This window comes from Ruegeria sp. CDSA077, assembly GCF_059612265.1.
Genome location: NZ_JBXWQG010000009.1, coordinates 1 through 21,512, shown reverse-complemented (window position 1 = coordinate 21,512; position 21,512 = coordinate 1). Strand labels below are relative to the sequence as shown.

Annotated in this window: 25 protein-coding genes; 13 read left to right on the top strand and 12 right to left on the bottom strand. The window is 53.1% G+C overall.

Annotation, left to right across the window (positions count from 1 at the left end):
* Positions 1 to 12 precede the first annotated feature (12 nt).
* A complete protein-coding gene (locus tag AC2FLE_RS15870) occupies positions 13 to 1,263 on the bottom strand; it encodes an FAD-dependent oxidoreductase (protein WP_496698235.1) in 1,251 nt (416 codons plus the stop codon).
* Positions 1,264 to 1,619: 356 nt separating this feature from the next.
* On the opposite strand from AC2FLE_RS15870, the gene AC2FLE_RS15865 reads away from it, so the two are divergent.
* Complete coding sequence (locus AC2FLE_RS15865; RefSeq protein ID WP_496698233.1) at positions 1,620 to 2,408, top strand: phytanoyl-CoA dioxygenase family protein; 789 nt, start codon at positions 1,620 to 1,622, stop codon at positions 2,406 to 2,408.
* Positions 2,409 to 2,451: 43 nt separating this feature from the next.
* On the opposite strand, the gene AC2FLE_RS15860 is transcribed toward AC2FLE_RS15865, so the two are convergent.
* Entirely contained in the window at positions 2,452 to 3,501 is a 1,050-nt protein-coding gene (locus AC2FLE_RS15860) for an aromatic ring-hydroxylating dioxygenase subunit alpha (RefSeq protein ID WP_496698231.1), read from the bottom strand.
* A 96-nt stretch (positions 3,502 to 3,597) separates the two neighbouring features.
* A complete protein-coding gene (locus AC2FLE_RS15855; protein ID WP_496698230.1) occupies positions 3,598 to 4,527 on the bottom strand; it encodes a LysR substrate-binding domain-containing protein in 930 nt (309 codons plus the stop codon).
* A gap of 94 nt (positions 4,528 to 4,621) precedes the next feature.
* Between AC2FLE_RS15855 and AC2FLE_RS15850 the strand changes: the two genes are divergently transcribed.
* The 3 genes from AC2FLE_RS15850 to AC2FLE_RS15840 all read left to right on the top strand — a co-directional run bounded on the left by AC2FLE_RS15850 (position 4,622) and on the right by AC2FLE_RS15840 (position 7,141).
* Complete coding sequence (locus AC2FLE_RS15850; RefSeq protein WP_496698228.1) at positions 4,622 to 5,707, top strand: hypothetical protein; 1,086 nt, start codon at positions 4,622 to 4,624, stop codon at positions 5,705 to 5,707.
* A 156-nt stretch (positions 5,708 to 5,863) separates the two neighbouring features.
* Positions 5,864 to 6,820 (top strand): fatty acid desaturase family protein, encoded by a 957-nt coding sequence (locus AC2FLE_RS15845; RefSeq protein ID WP_496698226.1) that lies wholly within the window; start codon positions 5,864 to 5,866, stop codon positions 6,818 to 6,820.
* A 3-nt stretch (positions 6,821 to 6,823) separates the two neighbouring features.
* A complete protein-coding gene (locus tag AC2FLE_RS15840; RefSeq protein ID WP_496698224.1) occupies positions 6,824 to 7,141 on the top strand; it encodes a non-heme iron oxygenase ferredoxin subunit in 318 nt (105 codons plus the stop codon).
* A gap of 30 nt (positions 7,142 to 7,171) precedes the next feature.
* Here the strand turns inward: AC2FLE_RS15840 and AC2FLE_RS15835 are convergent, their stop codons facing one another.
* Genes AC2FLE_RS15835 through AC2FLE_RS15815 form a run of 5 tightly spaced genes read right to left on the bottom strand, consistent with a single transcriptional unit; the run spans position 7,172 to position 11,192 of the window.
* Entirely contained in the window at positions 7,172 to 7,780 is a 609-nt protein-coding gene (locus tag AC2FLE_RS15835; protein WP_496698222.1) for a glutathione S-transferase family protein, read from the bottom strand.
* 14 nt (positions 7,781 to 7,794) lie between these two features.
* Positions 7,795 to 8,676: an amino acid ABC transporter permease gene (locus AC2FLE_RS15830; RefSeq protein ID WP_496698220.1), complete on the bottom strand. Its 882-nt coding sequence runs from the start codon at positions 8,674 to 8,676 to the stop codon at positions 7,795 to 7,797.
* 55 nt (positions 8,677 to 8,731) lie between these two features.
* The gene (locus AC2FLE_RS15825) at positions 8,732 to 9,565 is read right to left on the bottom strand and encodes a transporter substrate-binding domain-containing protein (protein WP_496691480.1); all 834 of its coding nucleotides are present in this window, start codon (positions 9,563 to 9,565) and stop codon (positions 8,732 to 8,734) included.
* Positions 9,566 to 9,601: 36 nt separating this feature from the next.
* Positions 9,602 to 10,444 carry an amino acid ABC transporter permease gene (locus AC2FLE_RS15820; protein ID WP_496698218.1) on the bottom strand — a complete coding sequence of 281 codons (843 nt, stop codon included), beginning with the start codon at positions 10,442 to 10,444 and terminating at the stop codon, positions 9,602 to 9,604.
* Position 10,445: 1 nt separating this feature from the next.
* Positions 10,446 to 11,192: an amino acid ABC transporter ATP-binding protein gene (locus tag AC2FLE_RS15815; protein WP_496698216.1), complete on the bottom strand. Its 747-nt coding sequence runs from the start codon at positions 11,190 to 11,192 to the stop codon at positions 10,446 to 10,448.
* Positions 11,193 to 11,508: 316 nt separating this feature from the next.
* On the opposite strand from AC2FLE_RS15815, the gene AC2FLE_RS15810 reads away from it, so the two are divergent.
* Genes AC2FLE_RS15810 through AC2FLE_RS15800 form a run of 3 tightly spaced genes read left to right on the top strand, consistent with a single transcriptional unit; the run spans position 11,509 to position 14,075 of the window.
* Positions 11,509 to 12,087 carry a carboxymuconolactone decarboxylase family protein gene (locus tag AC2FLE_RS15810; protein WP_496698214.1) on the top strand — a complete coding sequence of 193 codons (579 nt, stop codon included), beginning with the start codon at positions 11,509 to 11,511 and terminating at the stop codon, positions 12,085 to 12,087.
* 11 nt (positions 12,088 to 12,098) lie between these two features.
* Entirely contained in the window at positions 12,099 to 12,686 is a 588-nt protein-coding gene (locus AC2FLE_RS15805; protein WP_496691476.1) for a helix-turn-helix domain-containing protein, read from the top strand.
* Between the two features lie 12 nt (positions 12,687 to 12,698).
* On the top strand, positions 12,699 to 14,075 hold the full coding sequence (locus AC2FLE_RS15800) for an MATE family efflux transporter (RefSeq protein WP_496698212.1): 1,377 nt from the start codon (positions 12,699 to 12,701) through the stop codon (positions 14,073 to 14,075).
* An 868-nt stretch (positions 14,076 to 14,943) separates the two neighbouring features.
* On the opposite strand, the gene AC2FLE_RS15795 is transcribed toward AC2FLE_RS15800, so the two are convergent.
* The 3 genes from AC2FLE_RS15795 to AC2FLE_RS15785 are packed head-to-tail and all read right to left on the bottom strand — an operon-like array spanning position 14,944 to position 16,251.
* The gene (locus AC2FLE_RS15795) at positions 14,944 to 15,567 is read right to left on the bottom strand and encodes an SAM-dependent methyltransferase (RefSeq protein WP_496698395.1); all 624 of its coding nucleotides are present in this window, start codon (positions 15,565 to 15,567) and stop codon (positions 14,944 to 14,946) included.
* Between the two features lie 5 nt (positions 15,568 to 15,572).
* Positions 15,573 to 15,797 (bottom strand): hypothetical protein, encoded by a 225-nt coding sequence (locus tag AC2FLE_RS15790; protein WP_496698211.1) that lies wholly within the window; start codon positions 15,795 to 15,797, stop codon positions 15,573 to 15,575.
* A 1-nt stretch (position 15,798) separates the two neighbouring features.
* Positions 15,799 to 16,251, bottom strand: a complete 453-nt coding sequence (locus AC2FLE_RS15785; protein WP_496698209.1) for a MarR family winged helix-turn-helix transcriptional regulator — start codon at positions 16,249 to 16,251, stop codon at positions 15,799 to 15,801.
* A gap of 83 nt (positions 16,252 to 16,334) precedes the next feature.
* Here AC2FLE_RS15785 and AC2FLE_RS15780 point away from each other — a divergent pair, with 83 nt between their 5' ends.
* Both AC2FLE_RS15780 and AC2FLE_RS15775 read left to right on the top strand, forming a co-directional pair.
* Complete coding sequence (locus AC2FLE_RS15780; RefSeq protein ID WP_496698207.1) at positions 16,335 to 17,045, top strand: hypothetical protein; 711 nt, start codon at positions 16,335 to 16,337, stop codon at positions 17,043 to 17,045.
* Positions 17,032 to 17,664: a DUF2306 domain-containing protein gene (locus AC2FLE_RS15775; protein WP_496698206.1), complete on the top strand. Its 633-nt coding sequence runs from the start codon at positions 17,032 to 17,034 to the stop codon at positions 17,662 to 17,664. Before AC2FLE_RS15780 ends, AC2FLE_RS15775 begins: the two co-directional genes overlap by 14 nt.
* Before the next feature lie 536 nt (positions 17,665 to 18,200).
* Here AC2FLE_RS15775 and AC2FLE_RS15770 read toward each other — a convergent pair.
* A complete protein-coding gene (locus tag AC2FLE_RS15770; RefSeq protein ID WP_496698205.1) occupies positions 18,201 to 18,755 on the bottom strand; it encodes a CGNR zinc finger domain-containing protein in 555 nt (184 codons plus the stop codon).
* Between the two features lie 77 nt (positions 18,756 to 18,832).
* On the opposite strand from AC2FLE_RS15770, the gene AC2FLE_RS15765 reads away from it, so the two are divergent.
* The 4 genes from AC2FLE_RS15765 (at position 18,833) to AC2FLE_RS15750 (ending at position 20,990) form a co-directional block, all read left to right on the top strand.
* Positions 18,833 to 19,207, top strand: coding sequence for a VOC family protein (locus tag AC2FLE_RS15765; RefSeq protein ID WP_496698203.1), 375 nt, complete (start codon positions 18,833 to 18,835; stop codon positions 19,205 to 19,207).
* Between the two features lie 120 nt (positions 19,208 to 19,327).
* Positions 19,328 to 19,735 carry a hypothetical protein gene (locus AC2FLE_RS15760; RefSeq protein WP_496698202.1) on the top strand — a complete coding sequence of 136 codons (408 nt, stop codon included), beginning with the start codon at positions 19,328 to 19,330 and terminating at the stop codon, positions 19,733 to 19,735.
* A 229-nt stretch (positions 19,736 to 19,964) separates the two neighbouring features.
* Entirely contained in the window at positions 19,965 to 20,342 is a 378-nt protein-coding gene (locus AC2FLE_RS15755) for a hypothetical protein (RefSeq protein WP_496698201.1), read from the top strand.
* A gap of 63 nt (positions 20,343 to 20,405) precedes the next feature.
* Positions 20,406 to 20,990: a hypothetical protein gene (locus AC2FLE_RS15750; RefSeq protein ID WP_496698200.1), complete on the top strand. Its 585-nt coding sequence runs from the start codon at positions 20,406 to 20,408 to the stop codon at positions 20,988 to 20,990.
* The last annotated feature ends 522 nt before the right edge of the window (positions 20,991 to 21,512 follow it).

Here is a 21,512-nt window from a genome sequence, read left to right as displayed (position 1 = left end):
GTCCTGTCCTCTCTATCGGGCGGTTGTGGTGCCGGCTTCCATCACAAAATCCAGATGACGGAATCGGTCGAGGGTAAATGAAGACATCAGCGGATGAGGCTGACCCTTAGCAACCAGATGGGCCAGGGTCAGACCGCCTGCCGGGATCGCCTTGTAACCACCCCACCAACCCGCCGTGATGAACAGCCCCGGCACTTCGGTCTGATCCATGATGGGCGAGGCGTCATGCGCGATATCCAGATGCCCGCCCCATTGTCGCATCAGCTTGAGCTTTTTGAATGACGGGAACAACGACAACATCGTCGTCACAGTATCTTCGAACACGTTTTGCTTGATGTCCCGGCGAAAGCTCTGGCCCATGTCGGGCGCGCCGCCAATTACCATTTCACCCTTGTCAGATTGACTGAAATAGAACCCGCTGTCGGGGCAATTCACGATCACATCGACCAACGGCTGGACTGGCTCGGAAACAAAAGCTGTCAGGTTCATAGTTCGCAGCGGCAGCTTCAGCCCGGCGGTTTCCGTCAACGTTGTGGTATGTCCAGACACCGCTACGACAACTTTCTTGGCTCGAATGGTTCCGCGATTGGTTTCGACACCGTCGATCGCGCCGTCTGCACCTCGGATCAGCGATTGCACTGCGGTCTGCTGGTGGATCTCGACCCCCATCGCGTCCGCCGCGCGGGCATATCCCCAGGCCACTGCATCATGCCGGTTCACACCCGCATCAGTATGTACCATGCCGCAAATGATTGGCAGGCGAGCATCAGGTCCTCCGCCAGTCAGCGCGGGAATGCGACGGCGCAATTCGTCTGTATTGATCTGCTCGTAAGTTGAGCCGTAGATGTCCATGACCAATTGCCGTCGCCGAAGCTCTCGCAGCTTGGGCCAAGTCTGTACGACATCTACCATGGTGCGCTTTGAGTGCATCATATTGAAGTTCAGCTCTTGCGTAAGCCCTTCGTACATCGCGACTGATTTGACATAGAACGGGATCGACTCGTCCCGCATGTAGTTTGAACGGATTGTCACCGTATTGCGCGCGATGTTACCGCCGCCCAGCCAGCCTCGCTCCAGCACGGCGACGTCGGTAATGCCAAATTCCTTGGCCAGATAATAGGCAGTGGCCAGACCGTGACCCCCTGCCCCAATCACGACAACTTCATACTGGTCTTTCAGGGGCGGGCTTCGCCAGGCCAAGGGCCAGTTGCGATGGCCAGAGAGCGCGTTTCGAGCGAGTGAGAACACAGAGTATTTTTGCATGTTGGTAATTCTATTTACTAAGAAGCAATGTTCGTCAATAAATAAATTTACCTAAATGCAATCCCCGTTTTGGCGCGCCGCAGCATTTGAACGAGTCATCGCGCGCATCGCGTACATGACTTGTTGTGGTATTTGCTGGTTCGGTCAGGTTATTTCGGGTAGGGTGCGTCATGCAGGTTCGCATCAAACAGTTTCACCAAAACCTAGCCGGAAAATGGTCAACCCGGTCGAAGTGGCCCTGTTTCATCATAAACTGTCGCAGCTCTCCAACATCCTGACTCCATGAGAACTTAGGCGCATAGCGCCTGTTTTTTTACCGCCCTCAATCTCGGGTGGAATTTATGGATGGAAAAGCAATGACAACATCAACTGAAACTATGACGGTTCAGGATACCTATGCACGCGACGGTGTCGTGCTGCTAAGGGATATCCTATCTGACGAATGGCTGACCAAACTGCGGCACGCTGTAGATACCGAAATCAAAAAGGGCGACCGCTATTTCGCCTACAAGAACATGCGTGAAACGCCGGGTGTGTTTCAGGATTATTGCCTGAAGTCGGATATCGGCCAGCGCGTGTCTCAGGTAGCTGGCAGCCCATGGACATCGCTGATCTATGACCAAATATTCGTGAAGGAGCCGGGAACGCAGACTCAAACCGGATGGCATACAGATCAGCCTTATTGGCCGGTATCCGGCCCGATCATGACAATGTGGATCGCGCTTGACCCAGTCGACCCGGACAATGGAGCGCTGGAATTTGTACGTGGTTCACATGCGTGGGGGGCCAAGTACCGTCCGTTCAAAACCGATCAACTCGGTGGTTTTCTACACTATCTGGAACAGGACAATCCCGACTATATCGATATGCCAGATTTTGAGGCAAACCGCGACGACTACGACATCTTCCATTTTGAGAATATGCAGCCCGGTGATGCATTGGCCTTTGACGGGATGACCGTGCATTCTGCTATGGGTAACAGAACCACCACCCGTCGCAGGCGAGGGTATGCAATCCGTTTTGCCGTTGACGGAGCAACTTATGAGCCACGCGATTCCGTCACCGAATGGCTGCATGATGACAGTCTTAAACCGGGCGCGCCGTTTGCCGGTGGACGGTTCCCCGTCATCTACGAAACTGCGTAAATCTGCGGCAGAGGGCCGGATTTCCCAGCCCTCTGCCAAGATCTCAGGCCTTCCGCGCGACGGCCTCCAGTGACGTATTCTCGGCTTCGATAGCACGGTCAAGAACGCGTCGGAATTGTTTGGCGCCCGCATCGAGGCCCAAATCAATATTCGACGTAGTGGCGTTCTTCATACCTTTGTGGACTGCCTCCAGCACATCCTTATCCTCAAGAAATGCCATACGCGCACCGTCATTCATGTAGGTTGACACTTCGGCATCGTCGGCAAGGGAATTACGATGCTGGAACCAGAAATACCTCGTCCGATCCTCATCAATCGGGGTCATGAAATTATATGAGATATTGATGAAGGTTTCAGCAACCGGACTCTTGTCATACCCACCGGTTCCAACCGGCGTGTAAATGGACTTGTTCAACCCGATGGCAGGCATGCACATCTCATAGTGTTGCAAGCGGTCGCATTCGCCCCCGAACGCCACAAGCTTGGAATAGTAAGGTGAAGGCGGTTTGTTCTCAATCCAGCGCGACACGATTACACCGCGATCTGTCTTTTCCACGTTCAATGGTTCTTCGTCCGTCCCTGCCCCCGCAAACGAACTCACGTGCACCCAAGCCACATGGCTGGGATCAAGCAGGTTGTCACAGACCCAAAGGTAGTGGCAATCGATATCCATCACGCCACCATCCGTCATGCCCCAGGTTGTGTTATCGAAATTCTCTACGGGGAAAATCTGGTCAGGATTTGCCAGTGCCGGATCCCCCATCCAGATCCAGAGCAATCGATAGCGGTCAACCACCGGATAAGATCTGACAACCGCACGGCGTGGGGTCATCCCACGCTGGGTGGGGCTGTCTATGCACTTGCCCGAGCAGTCGAAAGTCAAACCGTGATAGCCGCACTCGACTAGATCGCCTATCAGATTGCCCTTTGACAAAGGCAGCTTGCGATGCGGGCACGCATCCTCCAGGGCAACCGGCGCGCCATCCTGCTGGCGATAAAGCACGACGTTTTCGCCCAGAAAGGTCTCGGCCTTCAATTCGCGACCAATATCTTTGCTCCATGCGGCAACATACCAGCAGTTTTTCAGATACATGATCCCGCTCTCCGTTCAATATCTAGCTTGCGCCAATATGGGGTAATTTCCCCGCACTTCGCCATGCTGGATTGGTAATGGGAGATATAAGGCCTACTAATTTGACTCGTTTGCGAGCAGCGGGATGTCGGGTTGCGCTTTGGCTTCGGCGTGAATCCAGTTCAGGAATTCGCTGACCTTTTGGCTATCCTTCGTCTCATGCCTCCGCACCAGCCAGTAGGACAAAGGAGATGGCGTCAAATGTGGGAACGGTCGCACCAATCGGCCATCACAGAGTGCGTCGATCACGAGCGGCTCACGACCGAGCGCTACGCCGAGCCCTTCGATTGCAGCTTGTACAACCATATTCGACTGCCCCAACCGACGTGTACGCAGCACTGTCGGCAAGTTAAGATCACATTGCCGGGCCCAGAATTCCCACGTCGGGTTAGCCGCACCATGACGTAGGTTTTCATCCACAAGCAGTGTGTGACGAGACAAATCTTTGATGCCATGAAGATCGGGTAACAGAGCTGGAGCACAGACAGGAAAAAGCCGTTCTTCCATCAACAGATCGGCCTGCAACCCCGGGTACTCACCCAGCCCATACCGAATGCCGATATCCGCATCGGCACCAGAAAAGGGGTGCTGCCCGGTATCTGTAGCGATCGAAATCGACAAGTCGGGATGCGCCAAATCAAAGTGAATAAGCCGCGGAAACAACCAGTTAAACGCAAAGCCCGGCAGACATGAAATGACTATTGTTCGGTCGCTGCGAGTTTTATCCCGCAACTGAGCGCAGACGTCAGAAATACGCCCCAATCCATCGGATATAGCCAGAGCCAGCTGTTCGCCCTCGCGTGTGGGACGTGACTGACGCGCACCGCGCACCAGCAATTCTCTGCCAAGCCATTCCTCCAGCGACCTTACATGCTGGCTTACCGCACTTTGACTTACACCCAGCTCTTCGGCTGCTGGCGAAAAGCCGGAATGGCGGACGACCGCCTCAAAAGCGCGAAGCGCCGAATATGGCAAATTCAGGATCATATTAGCTATCCTAATGTCAGGCATTACTTCTTTCAAATGGATTAGAGTCGATACAGAGCTCTAGATTTCTAAGATCAAATCTTTGGGGGTACTGATGTCCGACACAACGCCCGGGCGAGGAGCGCTAAACCTTCTGGTGAACTGTGCCCATGCAACAGCGGGCGACCGGTTGCTGATCGCCTACGAGCCTCCGCAGTTCGGGTATTTCGACTCAAATTGTGTAGACATCGTCAGCCAGGCGGCACAGCACCTAGGGCTAATTGTTGATGCGGTTGATGTGGGTTTCAACCCTGACAACCCCCATCTCTCGCCCGACCTTCTTGTCCGATTTCGAGCTGCAGACATCATCCTGTTCTTGGCGCGCCTGGGCGATCAGTTGCGGTTTTCGGACATGCCGCAGGGCAAAAGGATCATTGTCAGTTTTGCGGTGAACAAAGAACTGCTGGGCTCGGGGTTTTCGAACGGCCACCACGATGCGTTTCTGGAACTCAAGTCAGACGTCAATGCAGTGCTTGATGCGGCAGACGAAGTCCGGATCACCTGCCCGTTGGGAACTGATGTACGTGGACACCCGATTATGGATCTGAAGCCCACTGGGGATACCTCGATCCTGCGCTTTCCGATGTCCGTCTTTACACCGGTTCCAGCACATAGTTTTTCTGGCAGGGTGGCCGTCAGTTTTCTTACCGGGACCGGGTCGAGGTATTATGACAATTATACTGTCGAATTCGACGAACCGATTTTTGCAATCATGGAAAATGGCCGGCTAACGCGGTTCGACGGCGAGCTTGCTAATGTTGCAAGGGCTGAGGCCCACTATGACCGGGTTGCCGGGCAGTTCGACATAGATCGTAATTTCGTACATTCGTGGCATGCTGGGATTCACCCAGGCTGCGGATATCCCTGGGATATGCGAGAAAATTACGAAAGATGGGGCGGGTCTGCTTTTGGCAATCCGCGTATTCTGCATTTCCACACTTGTGGAGCTTATGCCCCCGGTGAAATCAGCTGGAACGTAATCGATCCGACCATTGTGATCGACGGCGAGACTTACTGGGACAATGGTGTTTTTCACGCTGAACGGCTGCCTGCTGGGCCGTCAATTCTCGATCGCCATTCCTGCGCGGCGGCATTGTTTGCTGATCCTGATCTGAATATAGGATTGCGTGCGGTTGTCTGATCATTCCTAGCTTGATCGAATCGCGCCCAGATAGGATGATCTATTGTTAATAGGACCCGATCAAGTTGGTCTTATGGTGCGGAGCACTCCCGTCTCCGGTGCCGGTATGTACGAAGAGGGCAAGTCCCCCCGCACCGGCAAAATTATGGAACCCATATGTCAAAAGCTATCGTTACGCCGCTGACTCAGGCCTTGGCCGAAGGAAAACTCACGCGCGAAGAACTCAAAGGATTCATGCAACGTTCAAACGGACCGGGATTGCGCCATCTGGCGCTTTGGATCCTGTTGCTTGCGTTTACCACGACGCTGATAACACTTGCCTGGAACAGCTGGCTGATCTGGCTGGCAATGTTCCTTCAAGGCGTTGTCCTGGTGCATCATTTTTCGCTGCAGCACGAATGTGTGCATTACACAGTGTTTCGGACACGCTGGCTGAATGATTTGGTTGGTCAGATCTGTGGGCTGATCATCATTCTGCCGCACCGGTTTTTCCGGTACGAGCATTGCGACCATCATACCTATACCCAACTCACCGGTGAAGATCCTGAACTTATCCCTATGCCCAAGACGATTGGACAGTATCTTCTTTACCTTTCAGCCCTGCCCTATTGGCGCGGTAAGTTCACCGAAGTGTTCCGACATGCCCGCGGACGGCTGAACGAGACAGAGTTGCGCTTTATCCCCAAGGTCGAGCACAAAGCGGTTTTTCGGGACGCGCGCAGGATGCTTGCCATTTACACCGCCATTTTTCTAGCCATGGCTCTGACCGGCTGGTGGGGCCTGATCTGGTATTGGATCATTCCACTGTTTCTGGGGGAACCAGTTATGCGATTTGTGCGAATGACCGAACATGTGGGGCGACCAACGGTTGCCCAGATGTCGGAAAACACCCGCACCAATCTGGTATCAACACCGATGGCCTTTCTGTGCTGGAACATGAACTATCACGCGGAACATCATTACGTTGCATCGGTTCCATTCCATTCGCTGCCGCGTTTGCATGAAAAGCTGAAGGATCACATTTTTGTCGAAAGAGGCGGCTACTTGGCAGCGCATCGTGACATTCTGCGGCAAATTTTGCGGCGTGAACCCGAGCAATCGGCAGAGGTTTGAGCGATGGGAAATGAGAAACCATGGCGCGACCTGATCGATGTTGCGAAGCTGGAAAAGAACTGGGTCACGCGCGTTGAGATCGGACCACGGCTAATTGCCGTTTATGATACGCCAAGCGGTGTTTTTGCCTCGCTGGCGCTGTGTAACCATGGCGGCGCTGATTTATGTGACGGCTATTTCGATGGACACGTGATTGAATGTCCGTTGCATCAGGGCGCGTTCGATGTACGAGACGGCAAACCCGTGTCAGCACCCGCAACGCGAGCAATGCGCATTTTTGACACTCGGATCGAAAATGGAATGGTTCAGGTCAGGCTATGAATGTGTCCACATACCTGTCAGCCATGTGCGTTAGGCAAGCGCCGGTATTCCGGGCATAGCCACATATCCGTGTAATGCTTCAACCCGTCGGATCCAATTTCGAACCGACGGGTACGGGGACAATGGAATGTTGCCCTGATAAGCTAACGCTGTGTACGGGTAACAGGCCAGATCCGCCAGGGTCAGCCTGCCACACGTCAGCCAAGGGCTGTCTGACAACTGCCGCTCCATGATCTCCAGCGACGCCTCGCCCAGTGATTGCGGTCCGATAAGATCAACATCCCGTTCAAATAAAACAATCGCTCTGGCTGTTGCCATGCCGTGAAATATCTCATTGACCGAGAATGAGAGCCACTGCTGAATCTCGCCGTGTTCTTCCGGTGTTCTGGGTCCCCAATTCTCAGCATCGTATTTCTGTGCCAGGTACAACATGATTGCCGTACTGTCGCGCAGAACAATTCCGTCATCATCGATAACAGGAACCTTGTGCAGCGGGTTTATCCGCAGAAACTCTTCCTGTGTCTGGTCACAGTTCAGCAGATCAATATCGATGAGCTGATATTCAAGCTTCAGCATCGACAACAACAATCGGACTTTGTGGCAGCTACCAGATAACTTGAAATCATAAAGACGTATCATTCGGGTCGTCCGACCTATCGTTTATCCGATCGTTTTTCGAGGCGGGCAAAGATACGGCTGAGGCCGAAACAGACGATGAAATAGAAAGCTGCCGTTGTGATCCAGGCCTCAAAGATCATACGTGAGGACGCAACAAGTTCGACGGTCTTGTATGTCAGTTCCTGTACTGAGATCAGTGACAAGATCGAGCTGTCCTTAATCAACGAAATAAATTGGTTTGCCAGCGGCGGGACCACTTTCTTCAACGCTTGAGGCAGGACTACATAGCGAAGTTCCTGTAGTTGACTCATCCCGATCGAACGCGCGGCTTCGCGCTGGCCTTTCGGAATTGACTGAATACCCGCCCGGATAATTTCCCCGACAAAGGCGCTTTCAAACAACGCCAGAACGATGACTCCGGAAACCAGCGAAGGAAAACGCCGCATTTCACCAAAAAAGAAAGTCCAGACCTGGTTGTTCTCTTGCCGCGCGATCCCACGCGCCCAGCGTTCGAGATTCAGGGCGTCAATCAGTTGTTGGGACAGGAAAAAGAAGAAGATAAAGACGACAACAACCGGTGGCACGTTGCGCAAAAACTCGAGGTAGGTTCGGGCCAGCATCCGGATTGTCAAATTAGCTGAACACCGGGCAACGCCCAAAATAGTGCCCAACAGAAGGGCCAGAATGCCGGAATAGATACTGATGCGGACGGTGGCAGCTAGCCCCTGCAAAAGCAGGTTGGCAAAGTACTCTTCACGACTTGAATGCCAGCCGACTATATATCCAGGAATAAGCTCCCAGCGCCATTTGTAATTGAGCGTGCCTTCGATCGACAGCCAGATATACCCGAAAAAGGCAATCAAAATCGCCAAGATCAGGTAGTCGGGCCATCTGAGCTTCTTGATGAAATTCTGCACCGGGCGCGCTCCGCGTCAATCTCGGGGGCGGTGCACCCGCCCCCGGTTAGTTTAGTTACTGCGCAACCTGATCAGCCCACTCTTCGGTGGCGAACCAATAGTTGTGACGCTCTTCCAGCCAACCGGACCGCCATTGCTGTGCAATCCAGTTGTTGAAAAAATTCATGGCATCCGGATCACCTTTGCGCACCCCAAAGGCCTCACCGCGCGGGTCATAGAGATTTTCGAACGGAACGGACAACGTTTCAGGATTGCGCCCCGCTTCGCGGTTTGGAGTCGGTTGCGCAGCCATTGATGCATGCGCGTTGCCGTTTAGAACTTCCTGGGTCGAGGCCCCGTCCTCATCGAACAAAAGCAAGGTCGCATCAGGGAAGTTCTGTGCGATCACCGCAGCCGGGGTCGCACCGCGGCGGGCGGCAAAAGTGATCTCTGGTTTATTGAAATCTTCCAGGGTCATGCCTTCGGTCATCGATTTGTTGGCCAGGATGGCCAGACCTGAATAGGCGTAAGGATCGGTAAAGTTGATGGTCAGGTTTCGCTGCGCGGTCATCGACATACCTGAGATAATCACGTCAAAATTGGACGACACCAACGCAGGGATGATGCCATCCCAGGCGGTTGGAACGAATTCGACCTCGACCCCCATGTCTTCGGCCAATTTGCGCCCGACATCCAGTTCGAAGCCGATCAGCTCACCATTATTGTCACGCATCGACCACGGCACGAACAGTGAAAGACCAATCCGGATCACCCCGTCCTGCTTGATGGTTTCAATCACACTTTCACTGGACAGTTCCTGGGTCGCGCTTTGTGCCCAGCTTGAGGTCGCCAGTCCAGTCGCCACGACCGCACCCAGGGCTACCCCGAGCATTCTGCGAGAAAGCTTCATATTGGTTCTCCTTGTTGTCCGACAATTTGTTCAGGTTTATTGGTCGACGGCATATTTCTTCTCCAGATAGCTCACGCCGATCGACAGGATCAGGGTCACCACCAGATAGACCAATGCGATGGTGAACCAGATTTCGAAACTCATGTAGGTGTCAGAAATGATGTTACGTCCGAAAGTGGTCAGTTCGGCCACCGCAATCACGCTGACAATTGCTGATGATTTGATCAGATGAACGACCTCGCCGGTCATCGGCGGGAGCATGAACCGCACCGATTGTGGCAGGATGATGTAACGATATACCTGAAAGGGGCTCATCCCGATGGATTTGGCCGCTTCCCACTGACCCGTGGGGATGGCGTTGATCCCCGCCCGCAAAATCTCAGATATCAACGCAGAATGAAACACCGCCAGGGTCAAGATACTCGCGGTATAACGATTAAACCCGAAGATCGGACCCAGCACATAGTAAAAGAGATAAAGCAGAACCAAGAGCGGGATGTTTCGGATAAGCTCAAGGTAGCCAACCGCAACCGCTGAACCCACGACCAGTCCGGACAGCCGCAATAGCGCCAACAACAACCCCAGAACGGTTGCCAGCAAAAAGGCCGTGACGGATAGTTGAATAGTGGCGACCAGACCAATAGGAATTTCGCCCCACTCGAACCCAACCTCGGTATTGCGGTAAAGGAACTGTGGTACGCGGTACCACTGCCAATTATACCCCATGCCCTGAGCACCAGCATAAGAGCCATAGGCAATCAAACCTACGATGATTGTATAGATAGCGATCGATACGGGTACTGAGCCAAAAAACCTCTTAATGACCGGCGGTTTCGGCAGCGCCTGACCTGTAGGTCCCGATATGCCCAGATCGCTCATATCAGTGTTCCAGAATTTGGTTTAGAAACAAGCGACAGCGTTCGCTTGAGGGGTTGGTAAAGAACTGTTCCGGCGGCGAAACTTCGACAATTTGCCCCGCTTCCATAAAAACCATCGTATCAGCGACCTTACGGGCAAATCCCATCTCATGGGTGACGACGACCATGGTCATACCGGTCTCAGCAAGTTCAACCATCACATCCAGCACTTCGTTGATCATTTCGGGATCAAGGGCAGAGGTCGGCTCATCAAAAAGCATGATCCGGGTTTCCATGCACAGGGATCGTGCAATGGCCACCCGCTGTTGTTGTCCACCAGATAGTTGAGCCGGGTATTTATCTGCTTGTTCAGGAATGTGGACCCGGTCCAGATAATTGCGCGCAGTCTCTTCGGCCTGAGATTTTGATACCTTGCGCACCTTCATCGGTCCGATCATCAGGTTTTCAAGAACCGTCAGATGCGGAAACAGATTGAACTGTTGGAAGACCATCCCAACTTCTTGCCTTAATTCGCGGATTTCCTTTATGCCTTCATATACTTCGATCCCATCGATCACGAGACGCCCGGAATTGTGCCACTCCAAACCATTGAAACAGCGGATCAACGTGGATTTCCCCGAACCGGACGGGCCGCAGATCACCACCTTTTCACCCTGATGAACACTCAGATCAATGTTCTTAAGCGCATGAAATGAGCCATAGAATTTATCCAGGTTGGTTACCTCAATCATGGGAGAAGGTTGGTTCATGACGGGCCTGTCGTTTCGGGAGACCACGCTTTCGGGTGTCCTCGTGAGTGGATGAAATCAGAGGTGAGAAAGCTACCGCCCCGAAAATCCGTCGGGAAATTCTGTTGCCGTGGCACGATCCGGGGATTGCCCAGATAGCAGCCGTTGGCTTGGCGATGCGATTGAGTGGAGCAATCGGGCAAGGCCATAGAATCCTCAATTCTGTTGCACGCTAATTAATATGGTTGCTTAATATGCAATATTCGTCAATAAAAAACTCAACGGGCAGGTTTTGGCTGCCTAAAAATTGAGCTGACGACCAAGGGAGGAAACATAAATGTCTGCCTGGATTCGGATGATTTCTGACGAAGAAGCCGACGATCAGCTAAAGGCCACATTGGATATGGCACGCACGCCGCACGGGACAGTGGATAATGTCATGCGCGTGCATTCCCTGCGGCCCAACACAATGAAAGGGCATGTTATTTTGTACCGGGCGTGCCTGCACGATCACGCAAACTCCATACCGATGTGGTTTCAGGAAGTCATCAGCTCTTACGTGTCGACCCTGAACAACTGCCCCTACTCCTATGCCAACCACTGGGCAAACGCTCGGCACCTGATTGATGACAATGCGCGCGCCGATGAAATTGAAGCTGCGCTAAAGGCCCACCAACCGCAGGATGCTTTTGAAGGGGCACACCTTGCTGCATTGATCTATGCCGAGAAACTTACCCTAGCACCCGGAACGATGGTTGAGACGGATGCAACCACTCTGAAAGATGAAGGTTGGGAGGACGGCGAGATCCTCGAAATCAACCAGATTGTGAGCTATTTCAACTATGCCAACCGTTTACTAAACGGTCTGGGCGTCACCACGGATGGGGATGTCGTGGGTTACTACGCCGACGAGTGACAGGATGTATCATGCAAGGTGACACTCCGGGAAGACAAATTGATCGCGCCATCGGCGCGTCGCTAAAAGAGCTGCGCCAAAGCCGGAAGCAATCAGCCCGCCGACTTGCCGAACAGTCTGGCATATCTGCGGCGATGGTCAGCCGCATAGAGAATGGATTGGTTTCGCCCTCGATCGACACATTGGCCGCATTGGCCGAGGCGCTTGAAGTGCCCATCGTCTCGTTGTTTCGCGAAGCAAGAACGGATCACACCGACTATACCCTCGTCCGTCACGGTCAGGGATTGAAATCCACCCGGCTGGCGAGCGGTCATTCCCATGAGTATGTCAATCTCGCGCTACATTCCCGGAAAGATCTGAGGTTTCAGGCACGCCGTGTAACCCTGCTGCGTGACGAGGGCCATCCACCAACCTACGTAGGTCACGGCGTTGTCTTTGTTCAGGCGATCGAGGGGCAGGCGGTTTATCGTTATGGTGAGGCCCGGTTCACTTTGTCGGCGGGGGACAGTATCAGCGTGGATGCCGAACTGAACCATGGGTTTGAAGAAGTTTTGACACCAGAATTTGTCTTTTTGACCGTGCAGGCCGAGCGCCCGTAATGACCTGCTGATATGGCCATTCCAGCCGAACTTGATCTGACACGCGGACCGATCTCGGCGCATTTTCGAACACTGGCAATTCCTGCCGCAGTCGGAATGCTGTTCAACACCCTCTACAACGTCGTGGACATGTTCTTTGCTGGGCTTTTGTCCACCAGCGCACAGGCCGGGTTGGCACTGGGGTTTCAGGCGTTTTTTATTGCCATATCGGTCGGCGTTGGGCTTGGGGCCGCGATGAGCGCTCTTGTTGGAAACGCTCTGGGAGCCGGCGATCATCGCAAAGCCCGTCGGCTGGCTGCGCAAGGAATGAGCTATGGGCTCATAGCGTCCGGCCTATTGGCATTGGCTGGGCACTGGTATGGTCCAGCTCTGATCCGGCTGGTGTCTGAGCCGGGCGCATATCGTGATGCGGGGCTGCGTTACTTCTATTGGTTGCTTTTGGCTCTGCCTGGGTTCTTGCTGGCGTTTGGGTGCAACGGTATCCTACAGGCGCACGGCGATGCGGTTTCGATGCAGCGCGCACTCGTGGTCGCATTTTTTGTCAATATCGGTCTAAACCCGCTGTTGATCTATGGCATTCCAGGTCTGGTTCCCGGCATAGGCTTCGATGGTTTGGCTGTCTCGACCGTCATCAGTCAGACCGGCGTCATGGTCTTCATGGTCCGGCAAGTACTCGGACGGCGAAGGATGAGGCGCATACGATTCCGAAACTTTGCCCCACGTTTGGAAAAGTTTGCCGAAATATCTGTCCAGGTTCTACCAACAGCCACATCCTTCATGGTGATGTTGCTGTCAGGTTTTGTCATGCAGTTCGCCCTGAAAATCTTTGGGGAACACGCAATCGCGGGCCATGGAGTGGCAATTCGACTTGAACAGATTCTACTTTTGCCGGTGCTGGGTGTAACCGGGGCGCTGCTACCAATTGCATCCCAAAATTTTGGGGCCCATGAATACGCGAGAGTAAGGGAAGCAGTATTTTATTGCTGGAAAGTTGGCTTCATCATGACAGCTATCGCAGCGCCAACTCTATGGATTTTTGGAAGACCCTTGCTGCGGCAGTTTACTGATGACCCCGAAGTCATCCGTGTTGGAGTGAGTTACTTGCGCGTCGACAGCCTGATACTGCCTTTCTATATGATGCTTTTTTCGATCAACTCTCTTTTGCAGGCTTTGAAAAGACCGATCTGGACGGTGTGGATCAGCCTGTATCGGCAAGGGTTTGGGGTAGCCTTTTTTGTCTGGGTTTTTGTTTGGCTGCTGGGCTTTAACGAAACCGGTGTTTGGTTTGGCACCGCGGCTGCCGTTGTGACAGGATGGGCGATCGCTCTCATCGTGACCACACATGTAGCACAGCGCGAGATAGGGGGATTCTGGGTGTTGTCACGTTAACATCCAGTCCACAAAGAAGTGCCCATGCTCAGATTTCAAGCTGCTTGGGAGGCGACATTCCAGGCAACAAATGGTTAGTGCCAACTTGTTCGCGCGTTCTGAACTGGTTACCGCTCACGCATGAAGATGCCGTTCAAAATGCAGCGCCTGAAGTGCTATCGTTTTTCCGCGAGAGATCATCGCCTAAGCCGCCTGGATTTACCATCGTTTTGCGCTCAGTACTGCTCAGGTTAAAATTCTGCGCGCAGTGTTACGGTCAGCGGTCTGAACTTGATGACCCAGCGGCGGAGGGTCGCGTAAGAAATATCGACCCCGCGCTGCAGAAGCCTCGCGTCAACTTCACGCAAGCTCGAACATAAAGCCACCCAGCCTGGGTAATGATCCGAGAAGGAAATCGGTGACGCTTGCAGGTGATGGGCGATGGATTTATCGATGCCACTTACTACCAATTCCAAGCATGAGTAACCGAACAACGGTTAATGTGACAACACCTCTGAATGGGTTTCCACAGATCGATTGGATTTAATTCCGGATCGCGAATGCGAGCAAACCTTCCAATCCCCTATCGCGACTTCGGCGCCGCTTTCGATTCCGGCAACATTCAGCTCTTTGAACGTCGCATCAAAGTCCGCGACGTGGAATGTTCAGCATGAAGCCCCGGTCTCCGGGATAGTAGTCGCTGTCTTTCGGGAACGTCGAAAAGATTGTCACGCCGCGCTCGCTGATCCGGGATTGCATGGTGGGCGAAGCCGGAGTTGAAGGGATTGATAGATGGGTCCCATACCATTCTGCTAGTCTAGCCGGATCATCAGATCTGAAGAAAGATCCTCCAATTCCATAAATTTGTGCAGTGTTAGATCTCCTTTGGTTAGTTTCGGTTAGGATCGTTCTTCTGGCCGATGACACAAATCGCCGGAGTGGCCCCGCCAAAGATCTCGATTTCGGTCACGTTCTCGAAACCAACAGCGTGGAGCGCTTCCTCGATGCTGGCGATCATGCGTCGCGCAGCACCCGGGCCATCCGCGTCGAGCCGTGGTTGATAGGTGGTCAGGCAAAGCCCGCCCGTAGCCAATGCTTCATATACTGCACCAAAAAACCCGTGTTTATCGCTCTGAAACTGTATGACGTTCAGCGAGAAGATGCGATCAAATGCGCCCGGCCAGTTAGCAAGGCGGTCGATCCCGCCCTCGATCAACGTGACTCTGTCTGCGGCACGCTGTTCTCTCAGCCGATTGCGAGCCTGCCGGATCATCACCACGGAATGGTCAAGACCGACCACCCGCCCTGACGTTACGACAGAGGCACATTTTGCGAGGGCCAGACCGGGGCCGCAGCCGATCTCAAGCACGCGGCTGTCGGGCGACAGAGCCATCAAATCGACTGTTCTGTCATTTCGGAAACGGTTCGATTGCCGAGCTGCCATGATCCGTCCCGCCAACGCACCCAACAGGCCCGATGGATGCCGAAACTGTGCGACGATCTTCGGTTTCATCGACACTACGCGTTACCCGCGCGAGACATACACAGGGGCATCGCCAGCAACCCGCCAGTCGAAAGACCGAGAACGCCAAGGGCAAGCGCATGGCGATACGGCATCTCGGGAAACCCCAGAAGGTCCACTGCAAAGGTATTCCACAACCACAGGGAGGCGACACCCCATATAAATAGTGCGACAATGACGATGCCGAGGGTCTTGCTGTGACGTTTCGAGTGCTGAATCACGTTAGCTCCCCTTCTCCATCATGATTTCAAGCGCGTCGTTGAGACTGGCCAACAGCTGCGCCGAAGCTGCGACATCATGCGCTGCCATGGCCTCGGCCAACGCGGCCATCGGTGCGTCTTCCCGGTCCTGCATCTCGGCAAAAAGATCAATGCCGGTTGGGGTGGGCAAATAGAGTACTGATCTCTTGTGATCGGGATTGTCCTGCGCGTGGGCAAGACCCTTCTCCAGTAGGGTATTCATGTTTTTCTGCACATGCTGACGCGAGACTCCTTTGGCTTTGGCGATATCGGGCACCGTTTGTGGCGCCTTGAAGATCAATGCCTGAAGGACCGCCCGCATCGACGGATTGATATCCAGATCGGCGTGCAGAGCTTCGGCAACGGATTTGAGCCGGTTGAACGCTGTCCTTATTTCTTTGATCAGTGCGGTGAGTTCTTTGTTTTGCTGCGTCACGCGGGGGCTCCGGGATTCTATTTGACAACTTAGGTGTCAATGTGAATTATGACAACTTAATTGTCAATATGGTGATGCTGCTCATGTTCACGCAAACCCATCTACTGATCGGAGCCGCAATCTTCGCGAGGCCGGGACGTACTACAGTTGCTCTGGCTGGTCTGATGGGCGCGTTAGTGCCTGATACCGATGTCTGGGCGATGTTCATAGTCGAGCGGCAGCAAGGGGCCAGCGGGTGCGAAGTGTTTCATTATCGGTACTGGGAGCAGCCGTGGACAACGCTTCAGATGCTGCTGAACTCGATCCCCTTGTATCTCGCCCTTATCGCCCTGGGCCTCACCGGTCTGATCCTGCCTGCCGTTTGGCCACGTAGGATCGCGCTGATAGTGATCGTGTTCGCCAGCTCCGCACTGCTGCATGTGGGGATTGATTTTCTGCTGCACCATGACGATGCGCGCGCGCAATGGATGCCTTTCACGAACTGGATCTTCCGCTCACCAGTTTCCTATTGGGAACCTCGATACTACGGTCGGGTTTTCATGGTACTCGAGATCGGCTTGGGGCTCACTCTCGCCGTATTGATCGGCCTGCAGTTTCAGTCAAGGTGCGTGTGGGCGGCGGTTGCAATTGTGTCGCTTGGTTACGCAGGGTCGATTGCCGCTGCTCTGGTGTCTGGTGACGACCACGTGCGGGGGCCAGGGTCCTGCGAAATCCTCGAACTGGTTGCTGGGTCGATGCTCACGGCCGGTGCGGGCAAGTCGATGATAGGCGCGCGCGGAGATGGCCATTATTAAAGATCATTTCATGCGATGGCGTTGGAAAATGTGGGGCGCATGGTGCATCCTTGCAGCTACCGGCGTGGCGTATGGGGTTTTCGCTATCGCAGCAAGTATTGGCCTTGCTGAAACTGACAAGATGCGCGCGCTGCCGTTGCCATTTCAAATCCATGCTCTGGCTGGCGGAATCGCATTGATCGCCGGGATAATGCAGTTCAACCCTGCGATACGAACCCGTTTCATTCGCGCGCATCGCTGGGGTGGCCGCATCTATGTCTACAGCGCATGTCTGGCGAGCATCGCGGCGGTACTCAATGCTGCATTCTTCGATGTGAGCTGGGCCGCGAGATTGTCGTTTTTCCTGCTGGGATTCTTTTGGCTCCTGTCCACGCTTTTCGCATACAAGATGATCCGGAAACGCAATGTTTCTCTGCACCGTGAATGGATGTTGCGAAGTTATTTCCTGGCGTTTTTCTTCGTGACATTCAGCTTCTGGGTGCCGGTCCTGGCAGGCGACAATCTGGGAACAGGCACGGCATATTTCATCGCTGTAGCGATGAGTTGGGTCCCCAACCTCCTACTTGCAGAAGTATGGATTCGAAGAACGCGCGACAGAGGCAGCGCGTCAACAAGTTGACCGAACGCGAGATTTGGTATTTTGCCAAGGAGCCGATATGCGTCGGGCGCGCAGCGTTTGTCAGAATGGGCTCTTTGCGATCATGCGGCAGTGCAGATCACCGCTTCGGTGGAAGACGCCCGTGCCGACGTTGACGGCCCAGAGCCGACCTTGAACACTGTCTTGAAATACTGCATCCGCAGCCCGCATTGCTGCCGTTCGCCGCAAGCGCAAAAGATGAGATAGGTTGAACTCACGCAATGCGGACTAAGTGTGCATTGGCCACGCCCGCTCCGATGGTGGCTTTCGGACGAATTCTCCTTAGCCAAGTTATACGGGCCACGTTTTCGGCACAGCTCTAATCTGGGCCTTACCAAACAGGGTAGATTCGAAAGCGTTACACACAGAGCCATCGGCCTTCCGTGCTGCAGATACCTGGTGCTGGTGGGACTTGGATGAGCGGGTTCTGTACCGCCCGGAAGCAAACCGTGGCGAAGTTCACACCCGTATTATCAGGAACTTGAATAGTAATTCTGACATGAAGAATTCTTCAACACCTACCGTTTGCGCTTATAATATTCTCTCGCTTTATGACGGGAGCCACATGTCTTCATCGAACACCAACGCTTAGTCCTGCTGCGGGTTGAATCGTAGTATGCCCAAGCACAAGTAGGCAATTCACAACATTTGAAGCGATCCCATGTGCCATTTTTCTGGCTTTCTAAAATCACTTCAATTAGCACGCCCAGCACTTGGTCAGCAGCGTCTCCCTTTGATTGAAATCCTATTTCGCCATGAGGGCCAAAGGTAACGTGGAATGGAACTTTCTGAATCAAATCATTGATGGGTTGATAAGCTTCCTTGTCCAATATCCACATGCGTAGGGTGTCGCGGAAGTTGATGATTTTCCGGGTTTGGCTTGTGGACAACTTTTTGGTGCCAGTCCACAGGTTGACGCTTCTCAGCCACGCTTCGGTGCTATCTGGCGTCTCGAAATCTTCAACGCCAAATTCACCTGCATAGGTGTTCAGAAACCCTTCCAACAACACGAGGTTGCCAGGCGCAGGTGGGGTGCCAGTACTGAGTATTGATGCGAGCGCGTCATGATCCATTTTTGTGTTCTATCACCATCTTCGATTTTAGTCTGGCAAATCTTGTTATCACCATCTATATGCATTAGAAGGTGATAATGGAGAAAGAAATGCTACCCCAAGTTTCCATCACGGTTGATGTTGCCGACCTGTCTGCTGCAACGGCGTTCTACACGCAGGCTCTTGGCTGTGAATTAAAGAAAAAGAACTCTGACGATTGGGCTGTGCTGTCTGTTGGTACGCTTGATATCAACCTGCTTGAAAAGGCGGCAGGTACCGTGGCGGCCGCTGATCAAAAACGCAGCTATGAGCGTCATTGGACACCGATCCATTTTGACTTTGGCGTAAAAGATGTCGCTGCCACAGCAGCGCTGGTACAGACGCACGGGGGTTCCATCGAGGGCGAGGCTTCCGCGAACTTTGCTGCTTGTGTTGATCCATTCGGGAATGGGTTTTGCTTAGTTGGCGCCTAAGAGCTCAATCGGCACGATGAACTCTTGGACACGCAAATCCCCTCACGAAATTATCAAACCAACCGGCTTGGGCAATCCTAATTTCCTACGTGCTGAAGCTAAATCAGAAAGGAAGAAACTATGACATGCGTAAAACGCGCTTTGGTTGTTGCGGCCGCAATGACAGTTGGAATCGCATCTGCAGGTTTTGCAGATGAAACAAAGATACTTTCTGCAACCGAAATTATGGAACTGTTTAGCGGCAACACGATTTCAGGTGTGTTCGGCGCAGAAAACACACGGTATGCGCAACGCATTCACGCGAATGGCACAGCAGTGATCCATGTTGACGGATCGCCAATGCGCTTTGCCCCGTGGTTTATTAAAGAGCCTGACACTTATTGTGAAGATTGGGATAAGGACGGCATATATTGCTATCAAGTACAACATGATACGAGCTCTGGCGAGCATCGCTTTGTGTATTCTGACGGATCATTTTCCCCAGGGTTCAAGGTTCAAGAGGGATTTCATCCAATCACCCTCGAATAGAATTCGAGGGGTCATCCAAGATCCGGTCAAGCCGCTGAACCTTCAACAAAGTTGACCTCAATGTCCCCCAAATTACGAGACCTTGATGCCAGATAAAGGCGCCCGCGACTGACCTCACACAGAAAAATTGGGTGCGTCGACAATCCAACCTTGTCCGGCGGATTTCCTAGTTTCTGCCTCGCACGACCTCTTGAGTACATCCAAGGAAAACTTCGACATGGAGTCTAAGATGCATACCTTAATACGGGCATTGGTTGCCCTGTTCGCCTTGGTCTTTTTACTAAATGGGCTCGGCTGGGTTTTTGCGCCAACAGTCGCAGCCTCAATTCTGGGCATGTCAATGATGGAGGGGCTGGGTCTTAGCAGTCAGATTGGTGACGTTGGCGCCTTCTTTTGGGGGGTGGGCGCAATGATGGTGCTAGGACTGAAGACCCGAAAAACCGTCTGGTACCAAGCTTCTGCAATTTTCGTGGGATCTGCCGCAGTTTTGCGCGTTCTTGCTTGGGCGGTTCATGGTGCCCCATTCGCGCTAGAGCAGATCATCATCGAGGTCCTGATTACAACTACCTTGCTGCTTGCCGCATCACAGCTGCCCGAGAAGACCTAACTCAACAACAGCTTAACCTCCTTTTCGGGTTAGCGTACCAAAATTAGAAAGAGGATATCAAAAATGAAAAAACAAAGTGCAATCCATTCATTGGCAGCAAGTCTCATACTGATTCTCACCTCTGTGTGTGCAGTGCATGCGGAAGATTTCAGTTCCCTTGCTGCCCCTTTGGGCGAGGCACCGGCCCAAATGGACGACTTTGACTTTATTGCTGGCAAGTGGACAGCGACGAGCAAACGTTATCTGCCCGATGGTTCGCAAACAGCCGAGTATAAAGGCGAATGGGAGGCAAAGTTTCTTGATGATGGTCGGGTTCTATTTGACGCTGTGACCTGGTTTTCACCAACTGGCGAAAAAGTCCTTTACGATGCGACCTTGCGCACCTTCGGTGTGGAAGCGGGTGAATGGGAAATGGTTTACCTTTCCTCTCTTACCTCTCGGCATTCCGAGACTTTTCGCGGTAAATTCATTGATGGCGAAGGGCATTTCAACGCCGTCATTAGCCTGTCCCCCGGAAATTCAGTAAAGGCAAGGATCCGCTTTTTTGACATCGCTGAAAACAGTTTCGAGTGGGCAATGGAATTAAGCGCGGACGGTGGTGAAAGCTGGTTCGTTGGAGAAACAATCACTGCGAAACGAATTCAATGATACATGATAGGCATCCACCACGGCACAATCCAGGTAGCTTCTAGATCCGCGCCACAGGCACAGGTCGACATTATCCCGATAATGTCTCCCCTGAGATGGTCCAGAAATTGTAATTAACACTCCGTTCGTGTATTCCAATTTACCAGCCGCAACACTCCACACCGGGCGTTGCGGCTCACTCCTTGAAATACGCTTGAAAATTGCGCGACAGTGCACAACGCGAACGCCAATGCAGACATCAATTCCAACTGCAGCATCTGTCACTTTGGGCTCGTTGCCGACCTTCGAGGCAGCGCAGCATCGGCCCAACGTGAGCCGTCGAGCCCGATCAAGGCGGCCCTCAACTGCTGTTCATCGGATCGTCAAGCGTCGCAGCACAGCGCAGCTTAGGGTCATGGCGACGTCACCGTCAGGGCCAGCACTGATTGTTAGAATGGCAAGTCAGAAAGCGCTTATCACCAGTTCCTTGATTTGAAGGGCTGCGCTGGACAGACCCTTATCGCGTTCTACAATTTGAATGCA

What these genes read in the sequence shown, in the direction of transcription:
- AC2FLE_RS15780 (WP_496698207.1), top strand. Translation starts at nt 16,335, where the DNA reads ATGTTCACGCAAACCCATCTACTGATCGGAGCCGCAATCTTCGCGAGG.
- AC2FLE_RS15865 (WP_496698233.1), top strand. Translation starts at nt 1,620, where the DNA reads ATGACAACATCAACTGAAACTATGACGGTTCAGGATACCTATGCACGC.
- AC2FLE_RS15750 (WP_496698200.1), top strand. Translation starts at nt 20,406, where the DNA reads ATGAAAAAACAAAGTGCAATCCATTCATTGGCAGCAAGTCTCATACTG.
- AC2FLE_RS15775 (WP_496698206.1), top strand. Translation starts at nt 17,032, where the DNA reads ATGGCCATTATTAAAGATCATTTCATGCGATGGCGTTGGAAAATGTGG.
- AC2FLE_RS15840 (WP_496698224.1), top strand. Translation starts at nt 6,824, where the DNA reads ATGGGAAATGAGAAACCATGGCGCGACCTGATCGATGTTGCGAAGCTG.
- AC2FLE_RS15755 (WP_496698201.1), top strand. Translation starts at nt 19,965, where the DNA reads ATGCATACCTTAATACGGGCATTGGTTGCCCTGTTCGCCTTGGTCTTT.
- AC2FLE_RS15765 (WP_496698203.1), top strand. Translation starts at nt 18,833, where the DNA reads ATGGAGAAAGAAATGCTACCCCAAGTTTCCATCACGGTTGATGTTGCC.
- AC2FLE_RS15770 (WP_496698205.1), bottom strand. Translation starts at nt 18,755, where the DNA reads ATGGATCATGACGCGCTCGCATCAATACTCAGTACTGGCACCCCACCT.
- AC2FLE_RS15800 (WP_496698212.1), top strand. Translation starts at nt 12,699, where the DNA reads ATGGCCATTCCAGCCGAACTTGATCTGACACGCGGACCGATCTCGGCG.
- AC2FLE_RS15845 (WP_496698226.1), top strand. Translation starts at nt 5,864, where the DNA reads ATGTCAAAAGCTATCGTTACGCCGCTGACTCAGGCCTTGGCCGAAGGA.
- AC2FLE_RS15835 (WP_496698222.1), bottom strand. Translation starts at nt 7,780, where the DNA reads ATGATACGTCTTTATGATTTCAAGTTATCTGGTAGCTGCCACAAAGTC.
- AC2FLE_RS15850 (WP_496698228.1), top strand. Translation starts at nt 4,622, where the DNA reads ATGTCCGACACAACGCCCGGGCGAGGAGCGCTAAACCTTCTGGTGAAC.
- AC2FLE_RS15855 (WP_496698230.1), bottom strand. Translation starts at nt 4,527, where the DNA reads ATGATCCTGAATTTGCCATATTCGGCGCTTCGCGCTTTTGAGGCGGTC.
- AC2FLE_RS15805 (WP_496691476.1), top strand. Translation starts at nt 12,099, where the DNA reads ATGCAAGGTGACACTCCGGGAAGACAAATTGATCGCGCCATCGGCGCG.
- AC2FLE_RS15810 (WP_496698214.1), top strand. Translation starts at nt 11,509, where the DNA reads ATGTCTGCCTGGATTCGGATGATTTCTGACGAAGAAGCCGACGATCAG.
- AC2FLE_RS15760 (WP_496698202.1), top strand. Translation starts at nt 19,328, where the DNA reads ATGACATGCGTAAAACGCGCTTTGGTTGTTGCGGCCGCAATGACAGTT.
- AC2FLE_RS15870 (WP_496698235.1), bottom strand. Translation starts at nt 1,263, where the DNA reads ATGCAAAAATACTCTGTGTTCTCACTCGCTCGAAACGCGCTCTCTGGC.
- AC2FLE_RS15860 (WP_496698231.1), bottom strand. Translation starts at nt 3,501, where the DNA reads ATGTATCTGAAAAACTGCTGGTATGTTGCCGCATGGAGCAAAGATATT.
- AC2FLE_RS15825 (WP_496691480.1), bottom strand. Translation starts at nt 9,565, where the DNA reads ATGAAGCTTTCTCGCAGAATGCTCGGGGTAGCCCTGGGTGCGGTCGTG.
- AC2FLE_RS15795 (WP_496698395.1), bottom strand. Translation starts at nt 15,567, where the DNA reads ATGAAACCGAAGATCGTCGCACAGTTTCGGCATCCATCGGGCCTGTTG.
- AC2FLE_RS15820 (WP_496698218.1), bottom strand. Translation starts at nt 10,444, where the DNA reads ATGAGCGATCTGGGCATATCGGGACCTACAGGTCAGGCGCTGCCGAAA.
- AC2FLE_RS15815 (WP_496698216.1), bottom strand. Translation starts at nt 11,192, where the DNA reads ATGAACCAACCTTCTCCCATGATTGAGGTAACCAACCTGGATAAATTC.